This window comes from Nostoc sp. DedVER02, from assembly GCF_034530675.2.
Lineage (GTDB): Bacteria > Cyanobacteriota > Cyanobacteriia > Cyanobacteriales > Nostocaceae > Nostoc.
In genome coordinates, this window is the sequence record NZ_JAVRCP020000074.1 from 1 (window position 1) to 5,511 (window position 5,511).

The following is a 5,511-nucleotide window of genomic DNA, read 5'->3' on the forward strand; positions in this document are numbered from 1 at the left end:
CGAAAAATGCTGAAGACCGCTATCAAAGTGCATTAGGAATTAAATTTGATTTAGAAAATTGTTTAACTCAACTCCAAGAAACTGGTAAGATTGAAAGCTTTCAAATTGCACAATGGGATGTGTGCGATCGCTTCTTGATCGCAGAAAAACTCTACGGTCGAGAAACTGAAGTTCAAACTTTACTTGCTGCCTTCGATCGCGTTAGTCTTGGTGACACCGAACTGATGCTAGTGGGGGGATTTTCCGGGATTGGTAAAACTGCCGTCATCAACGAAGTTCACAAGCCTATTGTGCGTCAACGTGGTTATTTCATCAAAGGCAAATACGATCAATTTGGGCGCAACATCCCCTTTAGCGCTTTTGTCCAAGCCTTCCGAGATTTAATGGGGCAATTGCTCTGTGAATCAAATGCACAACTGCAAGCCTGGAAAACCAGAATTTTGTCAGCCCTTGGTGATAGTGGACAAGTCTTAATCGATGTCATTCCAGAGTTAGAAAAGATTATCGGCACTCAACCTCCAGCCACAGAACTATCGGTGAATGCTGCCCAACATCGATTTAATCTGCTGATGCAAAAATTTATCCAAGTTTTTACCACTGAAAAACATCCCTTAGTGATATTTTTGGATGACTTGCAATGGGCAGATTCCGCCTCGCTGAAATTGCTGCAATTGTTGATGGAAGACACGGGACATTTATTAATCTTGGGTGCGTATCGAGATAATGAAGTTTCACCTGCTCACCCATTCATCCTCACCGTAGATGAAATCGTCAAAACTGGGGCAAAGGTTAACACAATCAGCTTGCAACCGTTAAGTTTAGCGGATATGAATCAGTTGGTAAGCGATGCACTGAATTGCGTTAGCGATACTGCGGCTCAACCGTTAACCGAATTAGTTTACCAAAAAACTCAAGGTAATCCCTTCTTTGCTACCCAGTTTCTCAAAGCATTGCATGAAGATCGGCATATTACTTTTAACTGGGAAGCACGACATTGGCAGTGTGATATTGCTCAAGTTAGAGCTTTAGCGATTACCGATAATGTGGTCGAGTTTATGGCGCTACAATTGCAGAAATTGTCTGCCCAGACTCAGAATATTCTCAAACTGGCAGCTTGTATTGGGGCGCAATTTGATTTGCATACACTAGCGATCGCTTCCGAACAATCTTTAGAAGATGTGGCGACAGCTTTATGGAGAGGATTGCAAGAAGGGCTGATTATTCCTACAACGGAAATCTACAAGTTCTTTACGCAATCGGATACCGTATCAGTTGATCGTGAAGCAGCCAATCCGACTTATCGGTTTTTACACGATCGCGTCCAACAAGCTGCTTATTCCCTGATTCCCGAAGAGCAAAAACAAGTAACCCATCTCAAAATTGGACAGTTAATTCTACAAAATACCTCTGTGATTGAGCATGAGGAAAAACTGTTTGTTATTGTTGGGCATTTGAATTTGGGACAAGAGTTAATTAGTCAACCAAGCGATCGCCTTGCATTAGCTCAACTGAATTTAAAAGCTGGACTGAAGGCCAGAAACTCTACAGCCTATGCAGCAGCAAGGGTTTATTTGCAAGCAGGGATTCAGCTATTAGAGACAAACTGCTGGCAAGAAGCATATAAATTGACTCTGAATCTATATACTATGGCTGCTGAAGTTGCCTATTTAAATGGTGACTTTGAGGGTATGGAGCAGCTAGCAGCATTGGTATTGCAGCAGGCGCAGACAATTTTCGACAAAGTAAAAATCTACGAAATTCAAATTGGAGCGCAAACTTTACAAAGTAATGTGTTAGAGGCGATCGCTGTTGGCAGAAATGCCATTCGGCAATTGGGGGTTGAACTGCCCAAAGAACCCGATGAAGCCGAGATTAGCAAAGCACTCCAAACCCTTGCCACCCAACTCGAAAACATCCAAATTGAAGAATTACTCGATTTACCAGTAACAACTGATGCCACCACTCAGGCAGCAATGCAACTGTTGGGAATGTTGTTTTCACCAATTATCCAAGGAATGCCCAGTTTATTGCCCTTGCTTAGTTCAACGATGGTGACTCTATCTCTCCAATCTGGTAACACTGGGGCATCAACAATTGGCTATGCCATTCACGGTATGGTAATGTCTGCTTTCTTAGAAGATGCTGTCTCTGGCTATGCTTTTGGGAAATTGGCTTTAAATTTACTGGAAAAATTTGATATCCAAGAGATTAAGTGCGTCGTTATGTTTCTGTTTGGCTGCTTTATTCAGCACCACCAAGAGCGATTGAATGTCACAATCCTTACTCTGAAAGCAGCTTACCATGCTGGGATAGAAACTGGTAATTTCGTACACGCTGGTTATTCGCTGGCTACCCACAGTAATGCCAGGTTTTTTAGTGGTGGAGAATTGGATAGTTTTGTCCAAGACATGGCTGATTATAGTTTGGCATTGGCTCAGGTAAAACAATATTCGGCTCAAGTATATGTAGATATGGCCAGACAAGTAACAATAAACTTGATTGAACCAGTCAGCCAACCATATCATTTAATCGGCAATGTCTACGATGAAACAGTAATGCTTCCCAAGCACCAGCAGGATAACGATCTAACAGCGATCGCTGAAGCCTATATCTACAAACTGCTGCTTGCCTACTGTTTTGGTAATTACACAGATGCACTCACCTACATTCCCCAAGCAAAGCTTCATTTAATAGCGCTATCAGGAACTATTTATGTTCCCATTTTTCATTTTTATGCAGCGCTGACACACCTAGCAATTTTCCCCACACAGCCACAGGAGCAAGCCGAAATTCTTGCTGTTGTACAAACCCATCAAACGACTCTGCATAAGTGGGCACAAAATGCCCCCATGAATCATTTGCATAAATGGTATTTAGTAGAAGCTGAACATCATCGGGTTTTGGGTGAAAAAATCCTGGCAATTGAATGTTATGACAAAGCAATTTCTCTTGCAAAAAAGAATGAATTTATTAATGAAGAAGCACTCAGCAATGAACTGACAGCTAAATTTTATCTCGACTGGGGCAAAGAAACAATTGCTCAAGCATATATGCACCAAGCATACTATTGCTACGCCCGTTGGGGAGCGAAAGCCAAAGTTGATAACTTAGAAAAACGCTATCCTCATCTACTACAATCTATCCTGCAACAGCAACGAATCAACCTCAAACACGATGAAACTATTAGTTTTCTTGGGAATTTTTCATCCACTCGCACTTCTACTACTGATAGCACTGGTATTTCCGATGCCCTAGATTTTACAAGTGTACTAAAAGCCGCTCAAGCCATTTCTACTTCTCTGGAATTAGATACACTTATCACTACCCTTACCCAGATTATCCTCGAAAATTCTGGCGCGAAAAAATGCATATTGCTGCTTCCTAAAGAAGATATTTGGCAAGTTCAAGCAATTACCTTTATTGCTGATGAGAAAATACAAACAATTCTAGAAGTACAACCACTAGACAATTGTCAATTTATTCCCGTAAAACTTATCAATTACGTCAAAAATACTCAAAAAACAGTTGTTATAGACAATTGCCAAACAGATATTCCTGGGGTAATTGGGAAATATATGTTGGAACATCGACCCCAAAGTGTGTTGTGTACCCCGATTATTAATCAAGGGCATTTGGTGGGGATTCTCTACCTAGAAAATAACTTAACTCAAGGGGTATTTACTAGCGAACGCCTCAGCGTCATTAATTTACTTTCTTCTCAAGCAGCAATATCCTTAGAAAATGCCCAATTGTACACTAATTTACAAAGCACCGAAGCCCGCTTCCACCACCTTGCGGAAAACCTTCCGGGGATGATTTATCAATTCCAACTTTTACCAGATGGTATCGCCAAGTTCAGCTATGTTAGCACTGGTTGTTATGAAATTTATGAAGTCTCATCAGAGCAGGCGGTAGCTGATGCTAGCAGCTTAATTTCTCTGGCTCATCCAGAGGATATGGCGCGTTTTCAAGAATCTATTACCATTTCTGCTCAAACTTTAGAGCCTTGGCTATATCAAGGACGAATTATTACCCTTTCCGGTCAATTAAAATGGATTCAAGCTGCATCCCGTCCAATTAAACAAGCTGATGGCTCAATTATTTGGGATGGCTTGTTGTTAGATGTTACAGAACGCAAACAAGCCGAAGCCGCCGTTATTGAAAAATCCCAAGAATTGAAAAAAGCTTTAGAAGATTTACAACAAGCCCAATTACAGATGATTCAAAGTGAGAAGATGTCAGCATTGGGTAATTTAGTTGCAGGGGTAGCCCATGAAATGAATAATCCTTTGGGCTTTATTTATGCCAGTCTCCAGCAAGCTAAACCTACTATTGCTGATATTGTTGAACATTTAAAACTATATCAAAAAACTGTACCTCATCCAACCGATAAAATTAAAGATCATGCCGAAGAAATTGACTTAGATTATAGTATAGAAGACTTATCTAAGATAATTGATTCAATGGTGATGGCGTGCGATCGCCTGAAAAATATCAGCACCAGTTTAAGAACTTTTTCCCGTGCTGATAAAGATTACAAAATGCCATTTAATATCTACGAAGGTATCGATAGCACAATCTTAATCCTTAAGCATCGCCTCAAAGCTAACGATCAACGTCCAGCCATTGAAGTAAAAAGTGAGTATAATACTTTACCTTTAGTTGAATGTTTTCCTGGACAGTTAAATCAGGTATTTATGAATATTTTGGCAAATGCTATTGATGCGTTGGATGAATCAAATATTGGGCGGAGTTTTACAGAAATTAAGGCCAATCCCAACTGGATTAAGATTACTACTTCATTAGAAAATAACAGCGTTAAAATTGCGATCGCTGATAATGGTAAAGGGATAAGTGAAGAAGTGAAACAAAAGATTTTTAATCGCTTATTTACTACAAAAGGTGTAGGTAAAGGTACGGGATTAGGATTAGCGATCGCTCGTCAAATCGTTGAAGAAACCCACGGCGGAAAATTGAGCTTTAATTCAGTTCTGGGTCAGGGTACAGAATTTGTAATTGAAATTCCGGTATAATTTTTGGCTATTTTTGGTAAAAGACTTCAGACCTCTGGGAATACTAAATCTGAAAGTCTTAAAAATTTAGCAGTATGCTTCACACTATTGTCAGTATTCCCGGATATCGCATCAGTGAAGAACTCTACAACGGTTCTAGAACCTTAGTTTATCGAGGGTATCGAGAAGCTGACTCATTATCCGTAGTGATTAAACTGCTGAAAAATCCATATCCCAGTTTCAGCGAACTTTTGCAGTTTCGCAATCAATACACCATTGCCAAAAATCTCAACTCACCTCTAATCATCCAAACCTATAGCCTCGAAGCGTATCAAAATGGCTATGCGTTGGTGATGGAAGACTTTGGAGGGATTTCTCTGAAAGAATGGGGAATAGGGGAAAACCTACGAAATCTCACGGAATTTTTACAGATAGCGATCGCACTGTGCAACACCTTAGATATACTCTACCGCCATCGCATTATTCATAAAGATATTAA

General features: G+C 40.2%; 2 protein-coding genes. Both read left to right on the plus strand.

The window, feature by feature from the left end; translation table 11 throughout:
- Positions 1–5,033, plus strand: a 5,033-nt coding sequence (locus RMZ41_RS31780) for an AAA family ATPase (protein WP_409876317.1), incomplete at its 5' end; no start/stop codon positions are given.
- Positions 5,034–5,107: 74 nt separating this feature from the next.
- The coding region (locus RMZ41_RS31785; protein WP_409876318.1) for a protein kinase domain-containing protein at positions 5,108–5,511 on the plus strand (404 nt) is incomplete at its 3' end.